The sequence below is a fragment of the Methylocystis rosea genome, assembly GCF_003855495.1.
GTDB classification, from domain to species: Bacteria; Pseudomonadota; Alphaproteobacteria; order Rhizobiales; family Beijerinckiaceae; genus Methylocystis; species Methylocystis rosea_A.
The window spans coordinates 2,527,552-2,546,752 of sequence record NZ_CP034086.1 but is presented as its reverse complement, the minus strand read 5'-3'; the positions used below and the strand labels follow the sequence as shown (position 1 = coordinate 2,546,752).

At 63.4% G+C, this 19,201-nt stretch carries 15 protein-coding genes; 14 read left to right on the top strand and 1 reads right to left on the bottom strand.

Annotated elements, in window-relative coordinates; all coding sequences use genetic code 11:
- Nucleotides 1-49 precede the first annotated feature (49 nt).
- Together EHO51_RS12250 and EHO51_RS12245 are read left to right on the top strand one after the other, a co-directional pair.
- Nucleotides 50-1,261 carry a cation:proton antiporter gene (locus EHO51_RS12250; protein ID WP_124739136.1) on the top strand — a complete coding sequence of 404 codons (1,212 nt, stop codon included), beginning with the start codon at nt 50-52 and terminating at the stop codon, nt 1,259-1,261.
- A 125-nt stretch (nt 1,262-1,386) separates the two neighbouring features.
- Nucleotides 1,387-1,629: a hypothetical protein gene (locus EHO51_RS12245; RefSeq protein WP_018405898.1), complete on the top strand. Its 243-nt coding sequence runs from the start codon at nt 1,387-1,389 to the stop codon at nt 1,627-1,629.
- A gap of 36 nt (nt 1,630-1,665) precedes the next feature.
- Here the strand turns inward: EHO51_RS12245 and EHO51_RS12240 are convergent, their stop codons facing one another.
- Nucleotides 1,666-3,234, bottom strand: coding sequence for a phytoene desaturase family protein (locus EHO51_RS12240; protein ID WP_124739135.1), 1,569 nt, complete (start codon nt 3,232-3,234; stop codon nt 1,666-1,668).
- 120 nt (nt 3,235-3,354) lie between these two features.
- Between EHO51_RS12240 and msrB the strand changes: the two genes are divergently transcribed.
- From msrB to EHO51_RS12175, 12 genes are all read left to right on the top strand, one after another.
- Nucleotides 3,355-3,756, top strand: coding sequence for a peptide-methionine (R)-S-oxide reductase MsrB (gene msrB, locus EHO51_RS12235; protein WP_124739134.1), 402 nt, complete (start codon nt 3,355-3,357; stop codon nt 3,754-3,756).
- 685 nt (nt 3,757-4,441) lie between these two features.
- Entirely contained in the window at nt 4,442-6,175 is a 1,734-nt protein-coding gene (locus EHO51_RS12225; RefSeq protein WP_124739132.1) for a formate--tetrahydrofolate ligase, read from the top strand.
- A gap of 63 nt (nt 6,176-6,238) precedes the next feature.
- On the top strand, nt 6,239-7,432 hold the full coding sequence (locus EHO51_RS12220; RefSeq protein ID WP_124739131.1) for an aminotransferase class V-fold PLP-dependent enzyme: 1,194 nt from the start codon (nt 6,239-6,241) through the stop codon (nt 7,430-7,432).
- 90 nt (nt 7,433-7,522) lie between these two features.
- A complete protein-coding gene (locus EHO51_RS12215; protein WP_124739130.1) occupies nt 7,523-8,464 on the top strand; it encodes a D-2-hydroxyacid dehydrogenase in 942 nt (313 codons plus the stop codon).
- Between the two features lie 166 nt (nt 8,465-8,630).
- Nucleotides 8,631-9,491 carry an NAD(P)-dependent methylenetetrahydromethanopterin dehydrogenase gene (locus EHO51_RS12210; RefSeq protein ID WP_109025184.1) on the top strand — a complete coding sequence of 287 codons (861 nt, stop codon included), beginning with the start codon at nt 8,631-8,633 and terminating at the stop codon, nt 9,489-9,491.
- Between the two features lie 12 nt (nt 9,492-9,503).
- The gene (gene fchA / locus EHO51_RS12205) at nt 9,504-10,136 is read left to right on the top strand and encodes a methenyltetrahydrofolate cyclohydrolase (RefSeq protein WP_124739129.1); all 633 of its coding nucleotides are present in this window, start codon (nt 9,504-9,506) and stop codon (nt 10,134-10,136) included.
- 34 nt (nt 10,137-10,170) lie between these two features.
- Complete coding sequence (locus EHO51_RS12200; protein ID WP_124739128.1) at nt 10,171-11,343, top strand: malate--CoA ligase subunit beta; 1,173 nt, start codon at nt 10,171-10,173, stop codon at nt 11,341-11,343.
- 17 nt (nt 11,344-11,360) lie between these two features.
- Nucleotides 11,361-12,248, top strand: coding sequence for a succinate--CoA ligase subunit alpha (gene sucD / locus EHO51_RS12195; RefSeq protein ID WP_124739127.1), 888 nt, complete (start codon nt 11,361-11,363; stop codon nt 12,246-12,248).
- Nucleotides 12,249-12,349: 101 nt separating this feature from the next.
- Nucleotides 12,350-15,103 (top strand): phosphoenolpyruvate carboxylase, encoded by a 2,754-nt coding sequence (locus tag EHO51_RS12190; RefSeq protein WP_124739126.1) that lies wholly within the window; start codon nt 12,350-12,352, stop codon nt 15,101-15,103.
- Nucleotides 15,104-15,125: 22 nt separating this feature from the next.
- Nucleotides 15,126-16,097 (top strand): HpcH/HpaI aldolase/citrate lyase family protein, encoded by a 972-nt coding sequence (locus EHO51_RS12185; RefSeq protein ID WP_018405886.1) that lies wholly within the window; start codon nt 15,126-15,128, stop codon nt 16,095-16,097.
- Nucleotides 16,098-16,269: 172 nt separating this feature from the next.
- Nucleotides 16,270-18,399 carry a hypothetical protein gene (locus tag EHO51_RS12180; protein WP_124739125.1) on the top strand — a complete coding sequence of 710 codons (2,130 nt, stop codon included), beginning with the start codon at nt 16,270-16,272 and terminating at the stop codon, nt 18,397-18,399.
- Complete coding sequence (locus EHO51_RS12175) at nt 18,369-19,121, top strand: DUF3142 domain-containing protein (RefSeq protein WP_124739124.1); 753 nt, start codon at nt 18,369-18,371, stop codon at nt 19,119-19,121. The genes EHO51_RS12180 and EHO51_RS12175 overlap by 31 nt, the downstream gene beginning before the upstream one ends.
- The last annotated feature ends 80 nt before the right edge of the window (nt 19,122-19,201 follow it).

Sequence of the window (19,201 nt, the reverse complement as noted above, 5' to 3'; positions counted from 1 at the left end):
CAATGGCCGGCGCCATGCGCCATACCAGCCGCTTGGAAGGGGAAGGCCTATGACGGGGATCTGGTTTCAGGTGGCGCTCATACTCGGCCTCGCGCTCATCGCCGCGATGATCGCCGCGAGATTTCGCATCTCGACGGCGCTGACCGAAATTATCGTCGGCATGTGCGCCCGGACGATTTTCGCCGCGACTGTCGGCGCCGAAATCTTCAGCGTCCAGGAGCCTTGGGTTAAAACGCTCGCCGGATTGGGCGCCATCGCGCTGACCTTTCTCGCGGGCGCCGAACTTGATCCCGATGTCTTTAAGATGAAGTGGAAGGAGGCTGCGTCGGTCGGCGCTGCGAGCTTCCTCGCCCCCGCCATCGGCTGCTGGGCGGTCGCCTATTATCTGCTGGGGTGGGAGAGTTCGCCGGCGCTGCTTGCCGGCATCGCGCTCGCCGCCACCTCGGTCGCCGTCGTCTATACGGTGATGATGGAATATGGCTTTAACCGCACGGACTTCGGCAAGACCATTCTCGCCGCCTGTTTCATCACCGATCTCGGCACCGTCGTGACGCTCGGCCTCGTCTTCGCGCCCTTCACCTGGAAGACCGCGGCGTTCGTCGTGGCGGTCGGCGCGGCGTTTGTCGGATTGCCGCGGGCGACGCCGGTGATCTTTGCGAAATTCGGCGGACGCCCTTCGGAATTCGAGACAAAATTCCTGTTCTTCGCGCTGATGGCGCTTGGCGCGCTCGCGACCTGGGCCGGAAGCGAAGGCGTCTTGCCGGCCTATCTGATCGGCATGGCGCTCGCAGGCTCCGTCGGGCGCGACCATGCGCTCATTCGCAAGATTCGGGCGGTGACCATCGGCCTGCTGACGCCCTTCTATTTCATCCGAGCCGGATATTTTGTGTCCATCCCGACCGTTCTCGCCGCGCCGCTTGGCGTCGCCGCCTTTCTTGCCGTCGAGATGGCGACCAAGGTCGTCAGCGTCTATCCCGTGGCGCGCCGATTCGGGTCGCCGCACAAGGACGCCATGTATACGACGCTGCTGATGGCCTCCGGCCTCACATTCGGCACGATTTCGGCGCTTTTCGGCCTGTCAAACAATATCATCGACGAAAACCAATATTCGACGCTCGTCGCAGCGATCATCGCGACGGCGATCGTGCCCACGATGATTGCGAACAGTCTCTATTTGCCGCGCCATCGGCTGCCCCGAGAGACGGCGCCGCAGCGCGTTCATTCCGCGGATCCGGCGAAGGAGTCCGTCCTCGAAGGATAAATGCGACTTGATTCCCGGCGGGCGCGATGCAATCAACGTCCCCATTGTCGCTCGAGGAAGCGCGCCTGGCGAGTGGCGCGCCTGCGGTACGCCTCGAAGCGCGGACAACAGGAAGGACAATCTGAATGCGCATCATTCTGAGGCTATCGGCTATTCTGGCTCTTTTTGCGCTCACGCCGGCTTTCGCTCAAGGCACGCCCGAACAGCGCGAGGCCTGTGAAGGCGACGCGAATCGCGTCTGCGAGGCGTATATTCCGGACGCCGTCGCCATCGAGCGATGCCTGAGAGCCAATGCGGGATCAATCAGCGCCGCCTGCAAAGCCGAACTCGGCCTCGCGTCGGCGGGCGGCAAAAAGCGCAAGCGCTAACAGCGCGCGGCGCAACGCGTCGCGCCTTACGCAGCATCAGGTCGCGACGGCGAGCCGTCTTTCGGCGAGCCGCGCGGCCTCGGCGCCCGACAACATCGCGCCGTTGAAGCCATGCTCGCCGCCAAAAGCCGAGGCGAGATAGAGTCCGGCGATCGGCGTTTGCGGCGTTCGCGGAAATCCCATCAAGATCGGCGCTTCGGCGGGCAGCGCCGCAAAGCCGTACACGGCGCCTTCCGGCGTGTTGAGATAGCTCGCCATCGAATAGGCGTTGAGCAGCATGCGCGTCGTGACCAGGCCGGAAAAGCCTGGATAGTCGCGATCGAGAGAAGCCTGTATGGCGTCGAGCCAGCGTTCGCGGCGCGCGAGCGCCGCGTCGCGCGGCAGATCGCGCCAGTTCTCGACGCGATCGAGGCCCAGCACGCTGACGAGGATCGGCGGCTCCTCCCAAAGACCTGAATCGACCGCGGTGAAATTGGCGATCGTATGCAGGGGCAATTCCCCCTTGGGATCTTCCGCCATCGCGCCGGCGCCATCGCCATATTGATCGAAGCGCCGCATATTTTGCGGCATCACGACGGTCGTGAAATCCGTCAGCCCGACTGTGGATGGTTTCGCGCTCAAGCCGAAATTGGCCGAAAACAGCGATGTTGAAAGCCGGCGGGACCCAAAGGTCTCCTCCATTTTCGCGCGCGCTGGCGCGTCCATCATCGCCGCCGCCTCCGAAGGCGCGCAATTCGCCATCGCCACGCGCGCTTCAATGCGCTCCTCGCTGTCGCCGGCGCGCCGCGCGACATGGCGTATGGCGATCACATTGCCGCCCGCATCGGTCTCGATGGCGCTGACCTGCCGGCCCATGCGCACGACGCCGCCGGTCTTGGTGATGCACTTGGCGAGCTTGAGGCTCAACTGTCGCGAGCCGCCTTTAATATAGGCGCCACCTGAACCGATGTAAGCGCCCTGCGCAATTGCATAATAGATCCACCACAGCCGGCGCGGGTCGTCGCCGTAATAGGCGAGATTGGCGCCCAGCGCGCATTTCAGGGCCTCGCAGCCGGCAAAATCGCGCTCCATGATCTCGTGCAATGAATTCTGCCAGCCGGCCGCGGCGGGCGCGACTTCCCAAAGTCCGCGCGCCAATTTGGCGAAGGAGCTCTCCTCGCGGGCCTGTTTCAAGGTCCACAGCGCGTCGTGAATCTGCTCGACCTCGCCGAGAAATCTTTGGATGGCGGCGCGCTTGTCGGGGAAACGGGCGGCGAGCGCCTCATATGCGGGGGCAAAGCCGAAAGGCAGTTCGAAGGCGTCGCCAACCGGGCCGCCGCGCACCGTATAAAGGGCGCCGGTGGGCAGCCATTCGATTTCATCGAGAATTCCCAGGCGGCGCAGGATGTCGTGCTTCACGTCGCGTGGGTTGCGCGCGTCGGAGGTCTGATGAAGCGAGGCTTCCACGGTCAGCGGACCGACCTTGTATACCGACGCCGCGCCGCCGAGGCTGAAATTGCGTTCGAGCAGGCAGACGCTGTAGCCGTCATGCGCAAGCATCGCGCCCGCCGTCAATCCGCCCAGTCCCGAGCCGATCACCACGGCGTCGAATTTCTTGTCGCTCATTCTTGAATCTTCTTTCCCACTGAAAGATCGCCACTCTATCCCGCCAAGCCCCTCTGGCGAAAGGCGGCGGTCGATACAAGATAGGACCCAAGTCCACGAATCTCAGACAAGGCGCTTGCGATGGCCGACGAGATCTTTCCCGTAACCCACACCGACGCCGAATGGCGCGCGCTTCTCACTCCCGAGCAATATGACGTCATGCGCGGGCATGGCACCGAACGCCCGGGAAGCTGCGCGCTCAATCATGAAAAGCGTCGCGGCGCATTCAACTGCGCGGGCTGCGGCCAGCCGTTGTTTCGCTCGGGCGAGAAGTTCGAAAGCGGCACCGGTTGGCCGAGTTTCTTCGATCCGCTTCCCGGCGCGCTCGGCTCGACCGTCGATCGAGGCTACGGCATGGTGCGCACGGAAGTGCATTGCAGCCGTTGCGGCTCCCATCTCGGGCATGTCTTCAACGATGGCCCGCCGCCGACCGGGCTGCGCTATTGCATCAATGGCGTCGCGCTCGATTTTCAGCCGGAGTAGGCGTCAAGAGACTATCGAGCCTCGTGATCGCCCGATAGAGTCAAGGCTGCGACGCTGACTGCGACAAAATTTTTTCGAGGGACGTCGCAACGGATGCTGCGCCCGCTGGCTTGCGGTTTCTTCGGATAGGTAAGGATGGGGCTCGGTTTCTCCCCAGCGCGAGCGGCGAGCCTGTCCAGACCCGTCGCATCAGCTTTTCGGCCGTGTAGGAAACGTCACAATTCTTGTAGCAAATGCGCGCATTGATAAATGCGCACGCAGCCTGTCTCTTCCTGTTCTATTGGGTAGGTGAAGGATAGGTGGCCAGCCCGGCTTGTCGAATAAGCGATTCGCCTCGCGCGTGTGTCGCGCGAGCGGGAGCCGCATCGCGGCGCCCGTGACGTCGTCACGCCGCTTGCGGCTCTGCCGGCTTGACGATCAATTTTGATTCCCGTCATACGAGGTGTCCGCCAATGAATTTTCAGTAAGCGGATTCATGCGCGCGTCGGCTCGTTGCGGCGAACCGCGGGCCTTGATGCGTGAATTGGAGAAAACTACGGTCGCAAAAAAGGCTGCAGCCTGCATCGGCAGGATTTCAGCCCGGTCGGCCGGGAGCGGGATCGGCGGCGCCGACGCTCGGTTCTCGATGACCGAAAAAAACGAATTGTGGGCTTGTGCGACGCAGGCCTGATAGGGAGTGGACTGCATGTCAGAACGGTCAGCCGCCGCGCCGGGCGCGAGCGGAAAGGACAACCAGCATCTTGCGCCGAAGTCCGACATCGAGATTTCGCAGGCCGCCAAGATGCGGCCGATTATCGACGTCGCGCGCGACAAGCTCGGCATCCCGGCCGAACATGTGCAGCCCTACGGCCACTACAAGGGCAAGATCTCCCTCGACTACATTTCCTCGCTCGACAGCCAGGCCGACGGCAAGCTGATCCTGGTCACGGCGATTACCCCGACGCCCGCCGGCGAAGGCAAGACGACGACGACGGTCGGCCTCACCGACGGCCTCAATCACATCGGCAAAAAGGCGCTGTGCTGTCTGCGCGAGCCCTCGCTCGGCCCCTGTTTCGGCGTTAAGGGCGGCGCCGCCGGCGGCGGCTATGCGCAGGTCGTGCCGATGGAGGACATCAACCTCCACTTCACCGGCGACTTCCACGCCATCGGCGCGGCGAACAATCTGCTCGCGGCGCTGATCGATAATCACATCTATTGGGGCGGCGAGCCCAAGATCGACTCGCGCCGCGTTGCATGGCGGCGCGTCGTCGACATGAACGACCGCGCATTGCGCTCGATCGTGTCGTCTCTCGGCGGAGTCTCGAACGGCTTCGCCCGCGAAGACGGATTCGACATCACCGTCGCGTCGGAAGTGATGGCGATCTTCTGCCTGGCTTCGGACTTCGCCGATCTGCAGCGGCGGCTCGGCGACATTGTTATCGGTCAGACCCGTGACAAAAAGAGCGTGCGCGCCTCGGAAGTGAAGGCGGCGGGCTCCATGGCCGCGCTGCTCAAGGACGCGATCGCGCCCAATCTCGTGCAGACGTTAGAGAACAACCCGGCGATCATCCACGGCGGGCCTTTCGCCAATATCGCGCATGGCTGCAATTCGGTCATCGCGACGAAGGCCGGCTTGAAGCTCGCCGATTACGTCGTGACGGAGGCGGGCTTCGGCGCCGATCTCGGCGCGGAGAAGTTCTTCGACATCAAGTGCCGCAAGGCGGGCCTCAAGCCCGACATCACGGTGATCGTCGCGACGATCCGCGCGCTCAAGATGCATGGCGGCGTCGCCAAGGACGATCTGAAAGCCGAGAATGTCGCCGCGGTCGAGAAGGGCTTCGAGAATCTGAAGCGCCATATCGGCAATGTCCGCAAATTCGGCGTGCCGGTGCTCGTCTCGATCAACAAGTTCTCGTCCGACACCGCGGCCGAAATGGCGGCGCTCGACAAGCTCTGCAAGGCGGAAGGCGTCGAATGCGTCGTCGCCGACAATTGGGGCTCCGGCGGCGCCGGCGCGGCGGATCTCGCCAGGGCGGTCGTCAACACCATCGAGACGCAGCCCTCGAACTTCAAGCCGCTCTATCCGGACGACATGCCGCTTGCCGAGAAGGTGCGCACGATCGCCAAGGAGCTCTACGGCGCCGCCGATATCTCTTATGATTCGAGCATCAAGGCGCGCTTCGCCGAGCTGGAGAAGGAAGGCTTCGGCAACTTCCCGGTCTGCATCGCCAAGACGCAATACAGCTTCTCAACGGATGCGAACGCCAAAGGCGCCCCCTCGGCCTTCACGATCCCGATCCGCGAATTGCGTCTCTCTGCGGGCGCCGAGTTCATCGTGGTGGTGTGCGGCGACATCATGACGATGCCGGGACTGCCGAAGGTCCCTGCCGCCAACAACATCTACGTCGACGATTCCGGCCGCATCGCCGGCCTGTTCTAGCGCGTTCACGGCGTCATCGACGCCGCGCGATCTGAAACCCGCCGCTCGAAAGGAGCTTGAGAAATGTTGAATTCCAGAATTCCCGGCAAGAACTTCCTGTTTGTGCCGGGCCCGACCAATCTTCCCGACCGCATCGTGCGCGCCATGTCGGTCGCGTCCGAAGACCATCGCTCGCCGACGTTCCCCGATCTCGTCAAGCCGCTCTTCCCCGGCCTGAAGAAGATCTTCGGCACTGAAAAGGGCCATGCCTTCATTTTCCCGGCGTCGGGCACCGGCGGCTGGGAAGCCGCGATCACCAACACGCTGTCGCCGGGCGACAAGGTTCTGGCGCAGCGCTTCGGCCAGTTCTCCCATCTGTGGATCGATCTTTGTAAGCGTCAGGGCCTGGAAGTCGTCGTGCAGGAGCGCGAATGGGGCACCGGCAATGATCCGGAGCTGATCGAAGAGACGCTGAAGGCCGACAAGAATCACGAAATCAAGGCTGTTCTCGCCACGCATAACGAGACGGCGACGGGCGTCACCTCCGACATCGCCGCGGTGCGCCGCGCGATGGACAACGCCAAGCACCCGGCGCTGCTCTTCGTTGACGGCGTGTCCTCGGTCGCGTCGCTCGAGTTCAAAATGGACGAGTGGGGCGTCGACGTGATCGTGTCGGGCTCGCAGAAGGGCTTCATGCTGCCGGCCGGCCTGCTGCTGATGGCGGCGAGCCAGAAGGCGATCGCCGCCGGCAAGTCCAACAAGGGCCGCCGCGCCTATTTCGAATTCCAGGACATGATCGCCCAGAACGCGAACGGCTATTTCCCTTATACGCCCTCCGTGCCGCTGCTCTATGGCCTTAAGGAATCGCTCTCGATCCTGTTCGAAGAGGGCCTTGATCAGGTCTACAAGCGCCACCATCACCTCGCCGAGGGCGTTCGCGCGGCTGTCTCCGCGTGGGGCCTCAAGTGCTGCGCCAAGGAGTCGAAGTGGAACTCCGACACCGTCACGGCGATCGTCGTGCCGGAGGGCTTTGACGCCGCCAAGGTCATCGAGATCGCCTACAAGCGCTACAATCTCGCGCTCGGCGCCGGTCTGTCCGAAGTCGCGGGCAAGGTGTTCCGCATCGGCCATCTCGGCGACCTCAACGAGCTGATGCTGCTCGGCGCCATCGGCGGCGCGGAGATGGCCATGTGCGACGTCGGCATCCCCGTGACTCCGGGTTCAGGCGCTGCGGCCGCGCAGGCGGTCTATCGCGCCAATCCGCTGCTCAAGATGTAAATCGGCGACCGGCGGTCGGAGCCTTCCGACCGCCGGAGCCCGATGCACGACTGCCAAAAAAAGAATTGAGAAAGAGGGGGATACCAGGACATGTCGCACAAAATCGTCTTTCTCGATCGGGAAACGCTCGACGCCAATGTGCGCAAGCCGAATTTTCCTCACGAATACACGGAATACGCCCAGACGGCGCCCGACCAGATCGTTGAACGCCTGAAGGGCGCGACGATCTGCATCACCAATAAGGTGCCGCTGCGCGAATCGACGTTGAAGCAGCTTCCCGACCTCAAGCTCATCGCCGTCGCCGCGACCGGCACGGACGTCATCGACAAGGCCTATACGAGCGGCAACGGGATCGTCGTCTCCAACATTCGCAACTACGCGTTCAATACGCTGCCCGAGCATGTGTTCGCGCTGCTCTTCGCGCTGCGCCGCAATTTGGTAAACTACTATAATTCCGTTCGGCAGGGGCGCTGGGGCGAAGCCAATCAGTTCTGCTACTTCGATTATCCGATCTATGACATCGCCGGCTCTACGCTTGGCATTATCGGCTATGGCGCTCTCGGCAAGGAGATTGAAAAGCGGGCTGTCGCGCTCGGCATGAAAGTGCTGATCAACGACGTTGCAGACGTGCCGAACAAGGTCGATGTCGCGACCGTTTTGCGCGAGGCGGATGTCGTCACGCTCAACCTGCCGCTGACGCCAGAGACCAAGAACATGATCGGCGCGAAGGAGCTTGCGTCGATGAAGAAGTCCGCTTGCATCATCAATACGGCGCGTGGCGGCATCGTCGACGAGGCGGCGCTCGCCGACGCGCTGCGTAAGGGAATCATTGGCGGCGCCGGCTTCGACGTGCTGACGGTCGAGCCGCCCAAGAACGGCAACATCCTGCTCGATCCGACGATTCCCAATCTCATCATCACGCCGCATGTCGCCTGGGCCTCGAAAGAGGCGATGCAGGTGCTGGCCGACCAACTCGTCGACAACATCGACGCCTTTGTCGCCGGCAGCCCGCGCAACCTCGTGACGGCGTGAGGCTTACGCCCCCTCCCGGCGCTTCGCGCCACCCTCCCCCGCAAGCGGGAGAGGGGATCAACGCCCGAGGTTGCGCGAATGCGCGTCGATGGCCGAGTCTGCTCCCTCTCCTGCGCGAAGCGCGGGGGAGGGTTGGGGAGGGGGCCAGTGAAAGGTTCGAGTCCCAATGACCAAAAAACTGCTTTTCCTTTTTGACACCGATCCGGTTCCGAGCGTTTTCGACACGGTGGTCGGCTATGACGGCGGCGCCGACCGCATCATCGGCTACGGCGGCGTGACGCCCGAAAACGTCGGGGCGCTGGTCGACGGCTGCATCTACACGCGCGGTCCGAAAGAGAAGCAATATACGGCGATCTTCGTCGGCGGCGGCGACATGACGGCCGGCGAAGCCGTGTTCAAAGCGGTGAAGAAGCGCTTCTTCTCGAATTTCCGCGTGTCGGCGATGCTCGATTCAAACGGCTCGAACACGACCGCCGCGGCCGGCGTCGCGCTCCTCGCCAAGGCGAGTTCGCTCAAGGGCAAGAAAGCCGTCGTGCTCGCCGGCACCGGCCCGGTCGGCATGCGCGCCGCGGCGATGCTCAACATCGAAGGCGCCGAAGTCGCCATCACCTCGCGTCAGAAGGCGCGCGCCGAGGCGGCCGCCAAAGCCATTCAGGAGCGCTTCGGCTTCACGCCCGCGGCGATCGAAGCCGCGGATAACGCAGCGCGCGCTCAGGCCGTCAAGGGCGCTCAGATCGTCTTCGCGGCGGGCGCCATCGGCGTCCCGCTGCTCGACGAGACGGATTGGCAGAACGATCCCACGATCGAACTCATCGCCGACTGCAATGCGCAGCCGCCACTCGGCGTCGGCGGCGTCGAGGCGACCGACAAGGCCAAGGAGCGCCACGGCAAGATCGTCATCGGCGCGCTGGGACTGGGCGGGCTCAAGCTCAAATTGCATCGCGAATGCGTCGGCAAGCTGTTTGACGCCGCCGACCAGGTGTTCGACTGCGAAAACATTTATGCGCAAGCCAAAGAGCTCGCCTGAGCGAGGAAAGATATGAGCGCCAAGAACGATACGATTGGAAAATTCCTCGACGAACTCGCCAGCGATGCGCCGACTCCCGGCGGCGGCGGCGCGGCGGCGCTGTCGGGCGCCATGGGCGCGGCGCTGGTTTCGATGGTGTGCAATCTCACCATCGGCAAAAAGAATTACGAAGCCGTTTCAGCCGATCTGCAGCAGACTCTCGCCAAGGCTGAAAAGCTGCGCGCCGAGCTGACCGCGGGCGTCGATGAAGACGTCGTCGCCTTCAACACGCTGATGGGCGCCTATGGCCTGCCGCGCGGCACCGATGAGGAGAAGGCGAAGCGCTCGGAGACGATTCAGTCGGCGCTGAAAGAAGCGACGCTGGCGCCGCTGAAGACGTGCAAAATCTGCTATGACGTCATCAGCCTGTCGAAAGAGGCCGCCGATAAGGGCAACCTCAACGTCATCAGCGACGCCGGAGTCGCGGTGCTCGCCGCCAATGCCGGGCTGCGCAGCTGCGCGCTCAATGTCTTCATCAACGCCAAGGCGATCAAGGATCGCGGCTTCGCCGAGCAACAGCTTGCCGAAGTCAATGCGCTTCTCGCCAAGGCCGCGGCCGAAACGGAAGCGGTCTATGAGACGGTCAAAGCCAAAATAGGCGGCTGAGGAAGCCGCGCCGCATTGCGAGGAGAGGACTGAAATGGACGTCCACGAGTATCAGGCCAAGGAAATACTGGCGAGCCACGGCGTCGAAGTTCCGCCCGGCACCGTCGCTTTCAGCCCGGACCAGGCGGTCTATGCCGCGACGGAGCTTGGCGGCTCGCATTGGGTCGTCAAGGCGCAGATCCACGCCGGCGCGCGCGGCAAGGCGGGCGGCGTCAAGCTCTGCCGCACCTATCACGAAGTGCAGCAGGCGGCGCGCGACCTGCTCGGCAAGCGGCTGGTCACGTCGCAGACCGGGCCGGAAGGCAAGCCGGTGCAGCGCGTCTATGTCGAAGTGGCCGATCCTTTCGAGCGCGAGATTTATCTCGGCTATGTTCTCGACCGCAAATTGGAGCGCGTGCGCGTCATCGCTTCGAAGCACGGCGGCATGGATATCGAAGAGATCGCCAAGAACACCCCTGACGAACTGCTCCAGGTCATCGTCGAGCCCGCCGTCGGCCTGCAGCCGTTTCAGGCGCGCGAACTCGCCTTTCAGCTTGGACTCAATATCAAGCAGGTCTCACGCGCGGTGAAGACGATCATGGGCGCCTATCGCGCCTTTCGCGATAATGACGCTACCATGCTCGAGATCAATCCGCTCGTCGTCACCAAGGACGACAAGGTTTTGGCGCTCGACGCGAAGATGTCCTTCGACGACAATGCGCTGTTCCGCCGTCACAATATCGTCGACATGAACGACCCCTCGCAGAGCGATCCGCGCGAGGCGCAGGCGTCGGAGCACAGCCTGAATTACATCGGCCTCGACGGCGAGATCGGCTGCATCGTCAATGGCGCCGGGCTCGCCATGGCGACGATGGACATGATCAAGCACGCCGGCGGCAATCCGGCGAACTTCCTCGACGTCGGCGGCGGCGCTTCGCCGGAGCGCGTCGCGACGGCGTTCCGTCTCGTTCTGTCGGATCGACGCGTGAAGGTCGTGCTCGTCAACATCTTCGCCGGCATCAATCGTTGCGACTGGGTGGCGCAGGGCGTCGTTGACGCGGTGCGCGCCGAGAAGATCGAAGGCGTTCCGCTCGTCGTGCGCCTCGCCGGCACCAATGTCGAAGCGGGCAAGAAGATCATCGCCGAAAGCGGCATTCCGATCATCCAGGCCGACACGCTGGCCGAAGCCGCCGAGAAGGCTGTCGCCGCCTATCAGGGCGCCAAGTAAGCGCCGGAGAACGACACATGAGCATTCTCATTGACGAAAAGACGCCGATCCTGGTCCAGGGTATCACCGGCGACAAGGGCAGTTTCCACACCAAGGAGATGATCGACTACGGCAGCAATGTCGTCGCCGGCGTCACGCCCGGAAAGGGCGGCAAGACACACCACGGCGTGCCGGTGTTCAACACCGTGCGCGAAGCGGTGCGCGAAACCGGCGCGCAGGCGTCGATCACCTTCGTCGCGCCGGCCTTTTGCGCCGACGCGATCATGGAGGCCGCCGACGCCGGCGTCCGCCTGATCTGCTCGATCACTGACGGCATTCCGGCGCAGGACATGATGCGCGTGAAGCGCTACTTCCTGCGCTTTCCAAAAGATCGTCGGCCGATGCTGGTCGGCCCGAACTGCGCCGGCATTATTTCGCCGGGCAAGGCGATGCTCGGCATCATGCCTGGCCACATTTACAAGCAGGGTCCGGTGGGGCTGATCTCGCGCTCCGGCACGCTTGGCTATGAAGCGGCGTCGCAGTTGAAGGCGCTCGGCCTCGGCATATCGACCTCGGTCGGCATCGGCGGCGATCCGATCAACGGCTCGTCGTTCCTCGACCATCTGGTGCTGTTCGACAAAGATCCCGAGACCCAGGCCGTGCTTATCATCGGCGAAATCGGCGGTCCGCAGGAGGCAGAAGCCTCCGCCTGGATCAAGGAGAATTTCTCCAAGCCGGTGATCGGCTTTGTCGCCGGCCTCACGGCGCCCAAGGGCCGCCGCATGGGCCATGCCGGCGCCATCATTTCGGCGACGGGCGACAGCGCTGCGGAAAAAACCGAGATCATGAAGTCTTACGGGCTCACGGTCGCGCCGAGCCCGGCGGAATTCGGAACGACTGTCGCCAAGGTACTGCAGAGCGCTTGAGGAATGCTGCATTGGCGTCGGCGCCGTCGCGCGCCGCCGCCCGGCCGCATTTTCCGAAGCCGTTCATCCTGCGCGGCGTCGTGAGCGCCTAAGGAGTTTTGATGACCGCCGAGACCCAGACATTTAAGAGCCTGTCTTCGACCGGCCTGCCGTCTGCTTACGCGACTCGCTCGGTCACCGAAGCTTCCGACTTCCTGCGCGAGCAGTTGCTCACCGTGATTCGCCGTCACACGCCGGAGATCGAGGCCGTCGTGCGCGACTCAAAGGCGGGCGCCGGTCTGGAGCCGCGGCAGATGGCGCGCGCGCTGCAGGCGCAGGGCATCCTGTTTCAGCTCGTCTCCATCGCGGAGCAGGCCTACGCCATGCGCCGGCGCCGCCGGATCGAGCGCGAAAAGGGCCACGACAAGCTGCTCGGCACGTTCGATTACGTCTTGTCGAGCGCCGCGGCCTCAGGCGTCGCTCCCGACGAAATACGCGCGCAATTGCAGTCGCTGCGCATCAGGCCCGTGATCACCGCCCATCCGACCGAGGCGAAGCGCGTTTCGATCCTCGAAAAGTATCGCCGCATCTATCTGCTGATGCGCGAACTTGAATCGACCCGCTGGACGGACCGCGAGCGCGAAGCGCTGGTGAAGTCGATCTATGATCAGATCGAACTTCTGTGGCTCACTGGCGAATTGCATCTCGAAAAGCCCACGGTCGACCAGGAAGTCGCGTGGGGCCAGCACTTCTTCCACGAGAGCATTTTCGATCTTGCGCCGGAGCTTCTGTCATCCTGCGAACGCGCGCTGCGACGCCACTATCCCAACGAAACATTCGAGGTCGCGCCTTTCTTCCAGTTCGGGTCCTGGATCGGCGGCGACCGCGACGGCAATCCGTTCGTGACGAATGACGTCACCCGTCGCACCATGCGCGAAAACGCTGCGGCGAGCTTGAATTATTACCGTACCCGCTTCGTCGATCTCGCGCGCATGCTGTCGATCAGCCAGCGCGCCGCCGATATTCCTCAGTCGTTCCGCGAGGAGTTGGCTGAACGCCTCGCCGCGCTGCCGGACGGCGCAGCGATCGAAGCGCGCAATCAAAATGAGCCCTACCGGCAGTTCGTGATGACGATTCTGCGCAAGCTCGACCAGACGTTGCGCGCGGTGAACGCCGAACCGGCGACAGGTCCGCGCTATGCGAGCGCCGACGAACTCATCGCCGACCTGCTGGCGCTCGAAAAGGCGCTCAATGAAGCTAAGAGCGACGCGCTCGCGACGGATCTCGTGCGTCCGCTGCGCCGCGCGGTGGAAACTTTCCGCTTCAGCACGGTGCGCCTCGACATCCGCCAGAACACGACCCGGACGACGCAGGCGCTCGAGGAGCTGTGGCGCGTGAAGACGGGCGGCGAGGCGCCGCCCGACCTCGATGCTCCCGAATGGCGCGAATGGCTGCTCGCCGAGCTTGCGAAGCCGCGGACGACGCCTCTCCCGCGCGACACGCTTTCCGCCGATACGCGCGACGTCATCGAAATGTTCGAGGTCGTCGCCGAGATGCGGACGCAACTCGACCGTGAAGCCTTCGGCGGATTTATTTTGTCGATGACGCGTTCGGCGGTCGACGTCCTCGGCGTGTATCTGCTCGCCAAGGAGGCGGGGCTTTTTCTCGACGAACCCGGCGTCGAGATCCTCACGCTGCCGATCGTGCCGCTCTTCGAGACGATCGGCGATCTGCGCGCCGCGCCGGCGATCATGCGCGATCTCTTGCAGGTTCCGGTGGTGCGCCGCTCGACGCGCTGGCAGGGCAATCTGCAAGAGGTGATGATCGGCTATTCCGACTCCAACAAGGACGGCGGCTTTCTGTCGTCCAATTGGGAGCTGTTCAAGGCGCAGGCCCGCCTCAGTCAGGTCGGACGCGAGCAGGGCGTCGCCATCGCCTTCTTCCATGGGCGGGGCGGCTCGGTGTCGCGCGGCGGCGCGCCGACCGGCCATGCCATCGCGGCGCAGCCGGCTGGTTCTATCCGCGGCCGTTTTCGCGTCACCGAACAGGGCGAGGTCGTCTCGTTCAAATACGCCAATCGCGGGACCGCGGCCTATCAGATGGAGCTGTTGGCCTCCTCCGTGTTCCAGCATGCGCTGAAGTCCGAACGCGAGGAAGCGCTCGCCCCGCATGCGGAATTCGACGAGGCGCTCGAGGAGATTTCCGGCGCCTCTTTCGCCGCATACGCCAAATTCATCGGCGATCCGGATCTTGTCGCTTACTTTCAGGCTGCAAGCCCGCTTGAAGAGATTTCGCTGCTCAACATCGGGTCGCGGCCGGCGCGGCGCTTCGGCGCCAAAAGTCTGGCGGATTTGCGTGCGATCCCCTGGGTCTTCGCCTGGGCGCAGAATCGCCATTCGATCACCGGCTGGTACGGCGTCGGCTCGGGGTTGAAGAACTTCATCGACGTGCGCGGCGACCGCGGCTACGAGCTGTTGCGCCGCATGTTCGAGGATTCGCGGGTTTTCCGGCTCATTATCGACGAGGTCGAGAAGACCCTCGCGCTCGTCGATCTCTCGATCGCCAAACAATATGCGGGGCTTGTCGCTGACGAAGCCGTGCGAACCAAAATCTTCAAGGCCATCGAAGAGGAATTTGCTTTGACGCGCGAGATGGCCTTGCGCGTCACCGGCGGCGTCGAACTGGCGGAGCGCTTCAAGGAATATCAGGCGAGGCTTTCGCATCGCCTGCAGACCATCAACGAGGTCAATCGCGAGCAGGTGGCGCTGCTTCGCCGGTTCCGCGAGGCTCAAGACGAAGCGGAAAAAGAGGCCGTCAAAGTGCCTCTGCTGCTCTCGATCAGCTGCGTCGCCGCCGGCCTCGGGGCCACAGGCTAATTCAACAGGAAGGGGAAAAAATATGAGCTTCACTTTAATCGAGCAGGCCACGCCGCGTCTGCATCGTTCGGAACTCGCCGTGCCGGGCTCAGCGCCGGGCATGTTCGAGAAGGCCGCGCAGTCAAAGGCCGATCAGATCTTTCTGGATCTCGAAGACGCCGTCGCGCCCGACGACAAGGAACAGGCGCGTAAGAACATTATCCAGGGCCTCAACGATATCGACTGGGGCAAGAAGGTGATGACGCTGCGCATCAACGGTCTCGATACGCAATACTGCTATCGCGACGTCGTTGACGTTCTCGAGAACTGCCCGCGCCTCGACATTGTGCTGATCCCGAAGGTCGGGGTTCCGGCCGACGTCTACGCGATCGACATGATGATCACGCAGATCGAGCAGTACAAGAAGCGCACCAAGAAAATCGGCATCGAAATCCTGATCGAGACCGCGCTCGGCATGGCCAATGTCGAGGCCATCGCGCAATCGTCAAAGCGCCTTGAGGCCATGTCCTTCGGCGTCGCCGACTATGCGGCGTCGACCCGCGCCCGCACGACCGTCATCGGCGGCGTCAATCCGGATTACGGCGTGCTGACCGACAAGGACGAGAGCGGCAATCGCGAATATTACTGGGCCGATCAGTGGCATGCGGCGCAGACGCGCATGATGGTCGCCTGCCGCGCCTACGGCCTGCGTCCGATCGACGGTCCCTTCGGCGACTTCGGCGATCCGGACGGCTATATCGCCGCCGCCAAGCGCGCCGCCGTGCTCGGCTATGAGGGCAAGTGGGCGATCCATCCCTCGCAGATCGAACTCGCCAATCAGGTCTTCACCCCATCCGACGCCGAGGTCACGAAGGCGCGCCGCATTCTCGACGCGATGACCCAGGCCGCTAAGGAAGGCAAGGGCGCCGTCTCTCTCGACGGCCGCCTGATCGACATCGCCTCGATCCGCATGGCCGAGGCGCTGATCGAAAAGGCCAACGCGATGGCGGCGTAAGCCGCAGCCCGCCAAAGAGCGGGGCATATCAGGGGCGAGGGACGGCGTGACGCCGCCCTCGCCCTATTTTTGAAGCGTAAGAATTTTTCTTGATTATTTTCAACAGACGCGCCCCGCCAATCCGGTACGAAGCCGTCTGACGCAGCTTGCCGGCCACATTCAGGGAACCGCCATGCGCCAGCTTTTTTCGACTCTCGCATCGCTCATGCTGCTGTGTTCCGCGAGCCAGGCGTTCGCCTGCGCGGGCGATGGTCTCGGCCGCGCCGGATGGAAGCTGGATCACAAGGACTTTTCCAATCGCGACAATTTGCCGTTCCTCAGTCCGGGCAATGACAGCCGCGTCAACGCGCAGTTCCTGATGATGGATGCGCGGCCTTGGCCCGTCGACGCGCGAAAAGACGAGGTGAAACTCGACATCTATCCCGACTATTTCGTGCTTTTCGCGCGCGACGCTTTTAACGACGCCTTCGCGCGAAACTCTTGCGATTATGCGGGCCGGCCCGTCAAAGACGTGACGACGACGCCGAGCGACTTCTTTGACGAAGGCACGCGATGCGTCTCTGCTCAAAGCGGCGAAGACGCCTTTATTCAGGCTGCACAAGCCGAAAAGGCGCTTAGCGAAGCTGAACGCGCTGCGCTGATCCGTTCACGCAAGGAACTAACGACGGCCTGCCAGGGAAAGGAAGCGGCGTCCACCGCCGCAAAGGCTTATGTCGCGGGCGCCGACGCATCGGCGGCCGCGCGCGAATTCGCCGCTTATCTTGCCGGCGCGGAGTCCTTTTACGGCGGCGCATTCGACGCTGCGCTCACAGCTTTTCGCAGCCTCGCGAAAGCGCAGAATGTGTGGGTGCGCGAGAGCGCACGCTACATGATCGCCCGCACGCTTCTGAACAAGGCGTCGGTCGGCGCCTTCGCCGAACTGGATGGCGCGCCCGAGCCAAAAATATCGGATCGCCAATCGCTGAAAGCGGCGGAATCCGAATTCAAATCCTATCTCGCCGACTATCCGCACGGCCGCTACGTGGCTTCGGCGCGCGGCCTGTTACGTCGCGTCTATTGGCTCGCTGGCGACCGGTCTCAGGCCGCGACCGAGTATGCGTGGCAGCTGAGGCATGCGCGCGATCCGGACGCCAATCTGCGCAGTTCGGATCTCGCCGCTGAAATCGACTCGAAACTCGGGCTCGACTCAAAAGACGTCCATGACGCAAATCTTCTCGCGATCGACGATTTGACGATGATGCGGCCCGTCGATACGTCGCAGAAGAAGTTCTCGGCGGCCGATCTCGACGCGCAGGCGCGAGACTTCGTGGGCCATGAGGCGCTATTCGCCTTTCTGAAGGCGGCGCGCGCCTACTATGTCGACGGGGACTATGCGACGGCATTGAAGCTGTTAGGCGATCCGACTCCCGGGCCGTTGTCGCCGCCCTATCTCGGTTTCAGCCGCGAAGTTCTTCGCGGTCAGGCGCTGATGGCGTCGGGGCAATATGCGGCGGCGATCGACCACTGGAGGCGGCTGCTGCCGCTCGCCACGCAGCCCTGGCAGAAGGAGGCGGTCGAACTCGGACTCGCGCTGAGCTGGGAACGCTCCGGAGAGGTCAACAAAGTCTTCTTGAAGGACACGCAACTGTCGTCGCCGCGGATTCGTGCGATGCTGCTGCGCTATGTTGCAGGTCCGATCCTGCTGCGGATGGCCGTCGCGGACCCGGCCTCGGCTGAGGAGCGCAAGCTCGCGCGCTTCGTGCTTCTCCTCAAGGAGGCGACGCACGGCCAGTATGCGGGCTTCCTTCGGGATTATTCTGCGGAGGGACTGGCGAAGGATGACGCCGACACCGCGCGGCCCGGGCAATATCCCAATTACCAATCCAGCGTCTTGCTGTGGAGCGGCGGCGCCGACAAGGGCTACGCTTGTCCGGACCTCAAGTCGGTTGTCGGCGAACTCGCCGCCAATCCTCAGGACCCGCACGCCATGTTGTGCTTTGGCGACTTCATCCGCGTGAACAGTCTCGACGGCTTTGAGGCGTCCCGGCCGGCGCCCGACGAACTTGGCGGCGGCAAATCCATATTTCCGGGCGAACCCTATGCGCGTGGCGAGGTCTATAAGAAGCTCATCGGCTCGCCGGCGACGCCCGCGCGCGATCGGGCTTATGCGCTCTACCGCGCGATCAATTGCTACGCGCCGGCGAACAACAACACTTGCGGCGGCAAGGACGTCGAGAAGGCGCAGCGCAAGGCCTGGTATGACCAGCTCAAGGCGCAATATGGCGCGACGACATGGGCGAAAAGCCTGAGATTTTACTGGTGACGATGTCGCGGCGTGTCGCCGCCGCCTGTCTGCTCGCTGTTGGCGTCATTTGGACGGCGGCGGCCGATACGATTGTGCGCGCGGCGGATTATGACGCCTATTGGCTATGGGCGGGCGTGCGCGCGCGTCCCGAACTCGCTTCCGCCAAGACCATCTATCTGCTGCAGGCTGAAATCGGACCCGATGAGTCAGGCGAGATGCGTGTAAAGGCGCAGGGCGCCACCGAGCCGAGCCCTCATCCGCAAGCATTATGGCTGGTCTATCGCGTGCGCAGCATCGACTGGACGCCCGCGATTTTTGCGGCGGTCAAGCGTCGGCTTGCCCAGTGGCGCGCCAAGTCGGACAAGGTCATCGGCGTTCAGATCGACTTTGACGCCGCGACGCGTGGCCTGACGACATACGCAGCCTTCCTTGCGGAGCTACGTCAGACGTTGCCGGCGGATTGCGCGCTTGGCGTTAGCGGCCTGATGGACTGGGCCTCTCAGGCCACGCCGGAAGACATTGACAGACTCGGTCGGAGCGTCGACGAGGTCGTGTTTCAGACTTATCGCGGCCGCGCCACCGTTGACCATATCGACGATTATTTGGCGCGCGTCGGGCGTGTCCATACGCCTTTTCGGCTCGGCCTCGCGGAGGGCGCCGTCTGGTCGCCGCCGGAAACGCTGGCGCGTCACCCCTATTTTCGCGGCTATGTCGTGTTTTTGCGTAATCCGCCGCAATAAGCGAGTCGCGGCGCGCGACTCCGCGCCCGGTTGACGGGCGCTTGAGATGCTGAAAAGACAGCGCCGACGGTTGTCGCAGC

Excerpts from the sequence above, each read along its gene's own strand:
- EHO51_RS12250 (WP_124739136.1), top strand. The coding sequence starts at position 50 with ATGACGGGGATCTGGTTTCAGGTGGCGCTCATACTCGGCCTCGCGCTC.
- EHO51_RS12245 (WP_018405898.1), top strand. The coding sequence starts at position 1,387 with ATGCGCATCATTCTGAGGCTATCGGCTATTCTGGCTCTTTTTGCGCTC.
- EHO51_RS12240 (WP_124739135.1), bottom strand. The coding sequence starts at position 3,234 with ATGAGCGACAAGAAATTCGACGCCGTGGTGATCGGCTCGGGACTGGGC.
- msrB (WP_124739134.1), top strand. The coding sequence starts at position 3,355 with ATGGCCGACGAGATCTTTCCCGTAACCCACACCGACGCCGAATGGCGC.
- EHO51_RS12225 (WP_124739132.1), top strand. The coding sequence starts at position 4,442 with ATGTCAGAACGGTCAGCCGCCGCGCCGGGCGCGAGCGGAAAGGACAAC.
- EHO51_RS12220 (WP_124739131.1), top strand. The coding sequence starts at position 6,239 with ATGTTGAATTCCAGAATTCCCGGCAAGAACTTCCTGTTTGTGCCGGGC.
- EHO51_RS12215 (WP_124739130.1), top strand. The coding sequence starts at position 7,523 with ATGTCGCACAAAATCGTCTTTCTCGATCGGGAAACGCTCGACGCCAAT.
- EHO51_RS12210 (WP_109025184.1), top strand. The coding sequence starts at position 8,631 with ATGACCAAAAAACTGCTTTTCCTTTTTGACACCGATCCGGTTCCGAGC.
- fchA (WP_124739129.1), top strand. The coding sequence starts at position 9,504 with ATGAGCGCCAAGAACGATACGATTGGAAAATTCCTCGACGAACTCGCC.
- EHO51_RS12200 (WP_124739128.1), top strand. The coding sequence starts at position 10,171 with ATGGACGTCCACGAGTATCAGGCCAAGGAAATACTGGCGAGCCACGGC.
- sucD (WP_124739127.1), top strand. The coding sequence starts at position 11,361 with ATGAGCATTCTCATTGACGAAAAGACGCCGATCCTGGTCCAGGGTATC.
- EHO51_RS12190 (WP_124739126.1), top strand. The coding sequence starts at position 12,350 with ATGACCGCCGAGACCCAGACATTTAAGAGCCTGTCTTCGACCGGCCTG.
- EHO51_RS12185 (WP_018405886.1), top strand. The coding sequence starts at position 15,126 with ATGAGCTTCACTTTAATCGAGCAGGCCACGCCGCGTCTGCATCGTTCG.
- EHO51_RS12180 (WP_124739125.1), top strand. The coding sequence starts at position 16,270 with ATGCGCCAGCTTTTTTCGACTCTCGCATCGCTCATGCTGCTGTGTTCC.
- EHO51_RS12175 (WP_124739124.1), top strand. The coding sequence starts at position 18,369 with ATGGGCGAAAAGCCTGAGATTTTACTGGTGACGATGTCGCGGCGTGTC.